Source organism: Bradyrhizobium sp. Mp27 (assembly GCF_029953005.1).
Classification (GTDB): Bacteria; Pseudomonadota; Alphaproteobacteria; order Rhizobiales; family Xanthobacteraceae; genus Bradyrhizobium; species Bradyrhizobium barranii.
In genome coordinates this window covers 1-3,413 of record NZ_JASAUS010000348.1, presented here as the reverse complement: position 1 = coordinate 3,413, position 3,413 = coordinate 1, and the positions used below count along the sequence as shown (strand labels likewise).

Here is a 3,413-nt window from a genome sequence, read left to right as displayed (position 1 = left end):
TCGCGGTTGAAGGTGATGGGGTGGCTTCGCAACCGAATCCTACGCCGCATCAGCGCTTTACACCACGCTCGCCAGCCTCTCAGGCGCCCTCTCGCGAATAAGACGGGCTAAGTATCAAAGTGCACATTTGTTCCACTTGGGGCATCGTATCCAGGTGAACATCTCTTCTCTCGCTCGCGACCTTTTCGAGATTTGCGCTGACCAGAGGCGCTGACCCAGCCCGAACATTCTGAAGTTGGCGGTGACATCGAGGGGGGTGTCAATAAAAGCATGCTTCCCCGACCAGATTTTTCCACCCCCGGTCCCCCTGGCAGAGGGGCACGGCCCCCCCTTGGGATTGCTCACCTATTCCGATGCGCTCGCATGTGTCGTACCTGATGCGAGCTGGTCACGTCACCGGGACGCAACCACACCACGTCACAGCCCGAGGCAGGTGCAACACTGAAACGTCCGTTTCACTGTGTCGTTTCGTCGGCTGTTCGGGTGTATTCCCCCTCAATCACAGTGCCATGCGCCCCCGCCTTCTGGCTTGCGATGGCGTAGAGCTGGGCATCGGTGAGGGTTTCGACCTTCAGCCTGTGCCCATGCTCGACCGAGCGCACGTCGCGCCACTCCTCAGGGTCTGCGTTCTTCAGTGCGAACACGGCAGCGCTGGTCTCCGCGCCCTTGCGCGCCCGCAACAGCTTGCGCTCCAGGAACAGCACCCGAGCAGGCCGCGCGCGAGACACCGCGTCGGAGAAGTCGCTGTGCTCCCTGATCCACCTGTACACCGTGTCCCGGCTCACCCCGATCAGCCCGGCGAAGGCGGTGAGGCTGATGCCCTCGTTGTTCGTCGCATCGATCAGCATGTCACCGTATTCCGGTCGGTAGCCACTCGGCCTGCCGAAGGTCTGGTCGCCCCTGTAGTGGGCTGGGAGCGTGGTCTGCTTGAAGGGTGCCATGGTGTTCCGAAGGTCATCCTGCAGCACTGTTGCGACGATCAGGGCCGTCCGCCGCCCGGACCGCCACGAAGCGGCCCGCGAAACCGGGCACTTTCTGCGTAACGCCTACGCCGATATTCCAGCGGCCGTCGAGGCCATCCGTGCATACCTGCGGCAGTGCCCTGCATTAGCCTTTGAGGTGCTCAAATGATCTGCGACGCAAAGTGGCTCGGATCGGTTCGTCGAGATATCGCTTAACAAGAAAGCTAAAAGCGATTGCAACTAGCGTCATGGTTGGTACCGCTAGCGCTGCATGATTCTGCGCAACCCAACCTGCCGAAGTTCCGCCGAACAATAGCATGAGTAGAACGTAGTGGGTCATATAAAGCGGATATGAAAGATCTCCGATAAACTCGCTAAAACGGTTGATCGACGGACTCCCGATTGCATTAGCGCCCAGCCAAACAAGGAGCGGATATACGATTGTGACGATCAGGAAATCGTAGGGCTTCCAAAGGAAGGGCCAAAAGAAGGTCGCAAGCAGAATAAGTGGAAGGTAATATGCTGCCCGTGGCAACAGCGGTTGCCTGCCAATACGGTAAGCAACAACGCCCGCGATAAATGAAAAACCTACCCGTACAAAGCCAATCCAGAAGGTTCTGCGGTCGAAACCGCCGTTTAGGCTTCCGAAATCGTAGCACGTGTATGCCGTTGCAACCGCGGCGAAGGCGAGCATCGCTAGCAACCATCGAAGCGATAGTTGGCGCAGAAAAAGAGCAAACGTTAGGTTCGCCACATACTCGCAAAGCAATGACCAGGCGGGAGCGACTAAAGGAAAAATAGGAAAGCTGGGATCGCTGTGAAATAAGTGCGGCAATAGAAGTGCGCTGCAGGTGAGGAGAATAAAAAACTCCGTGACACTAAAATTGAATAATGCGGCAGCCACAGGCGCGTAGAATCGTCCGATTACAACCACAACGAAGCCCAACAAGGTGCCAATTACGACCAGCGGATGCAGTCGTATAAGACGCCGTTTAATAAGTTCTGTGGGTGACAATTCTACGCGAAAAGGGTCGTAGGCAAATGCCATTACATACCCTGACAAGCAAAAGAAAAAATCCACAGCGAGATAACCGCGAGGAATCCAGTTCTGAGGACCGAACTGAAAGGGTTCATAAAAATGTAAAAAGACGACGCAGATGGCAGCAATTCCCCGCATGCCGTCAAGAATGCTCAGTCGCGCGACCTCTTTGGCAGCCAGCGACCCGGGGTCTTCGGGAAAGGCGTTGGGGGGCGGTAAATTCGGGAGGTCGTAGCTGGATTTGAGCATCGCGTTTGACATGTAAGATTCTGCGATTCTATTAACGCATCTGTCGCATTTTCTTTGCATATAATTGCGTATACTAGCGTATACTAGCGTATACTAGCGTATACTAGCGTATACTAGCGTATACTAGCGTATACTAGCGTATACTAGCGTATACTAGCGTATACTAGCGTATACTAGCGTATACTTGCGTATACCGTGTGCCGGTACACGGTCTGAGCACCGTCAACTGCTAGCCCGTCCTATTCGCGAGAGTGCGTTTTTTAGCTAGCGCTTGCCAGGCCAGGAAGCATCCTTTCCTCATTAACTTGACAGCATAGGAAGTTACTTCCTATAAGAAGGCTCCACCTGAGGAGCCCCATGAAGACCGCCGTCGCCTACATCCGCGTCTCGACCCAGAAACAGGGCCGCTCCGGTCTCGGCCTAGCCCGTCTTATTCGCGAGAGGGCGCCTGAGAGGCTGGCGAGCGTGGTGTAAAGCGCTGATGCGGCGTAGGATTCGGTTGTGAAGCCAACCCCATCACCTCAACCGCGAACGCCACGCCCGCCATGACCGATGATACGATTTCAGACCACTAAAGCCTCTGCCTCGCGCTCGATCTCTTCATGCTTCTGCCGAAGGTGCCGAATTAGCGAGAACATGTCAGTTTAGATTGGCTAATAGTTCCGTTCTTGCAAACAAACTTACCATTCTCACAATGAGAAACACCACCTTTCTTGCCTGAACAAGGCGTGTTCCGGGCTTCGGCGATCGAGACTGAGCCGAGGAAGACAAGAAGGGCCATAGCCCATACCTGCGCCCGGGCCAGCGAGCGTGCCAACGCAGCGATACCCGCGACAGACATTTTCTTGACGCAGTTCATCGCGAAATTCTCCTGGTAGCCCAGACAAATGGTGCCATGGCATGTCGTAGTTGTAGGAGGAACGCCACCCTTGACCATGAAGTCGCAGCCAGTTTGATAGTCTCGTTTCGGAGGCTGATCACCTACCGCATCTAACCCGTCCTATTCGTGAGAGTGCGTTTTTCTAGTCCGATTGATGTGGCCGCACATCTGCTCTGACGAGGCGCACAGGATTGCCTTCGGCTTTTCACCGCCTGACGACCGGTACTTTGCAACGCGCTTGAGGGATGGGTTGGGCGAACGGGGGGCGGACGCCCCGCCGGTC

The 3,413-nt window shown here is 55.6% G+C and carries 2 protein-coding genes; both read right to left on the bottom strand.

The window, feature by feature from the left end; all coding sequences use genetic code 11:
* Positions 1-455: 455 nt before the first annotated feature.
* Positions 456-848, bottom strand: coding sequence for a hypothetical protein (locus QJT78_RS49540; RefSeq protein ID WP_157790334.1), 393 nt, complete (start codon positions 846-848; stop codon positions 456-458).
* A gap of 259 nt (positions 849-1,107) precedes the next feature.
* Positions 1,108-2,262: an acyltransferase gene (locus tag QJT78_RS49535; RefSeq protein WP_225005054.1), complete on the bottom strand. Its 1,155-nt coding sequence runs from the start codon at positions 2,260-2,262 to the stop codon at positions 1,108-1,110.
* Positions 2,263-3,413 lie beyond the last annotated feature (1,151 nt).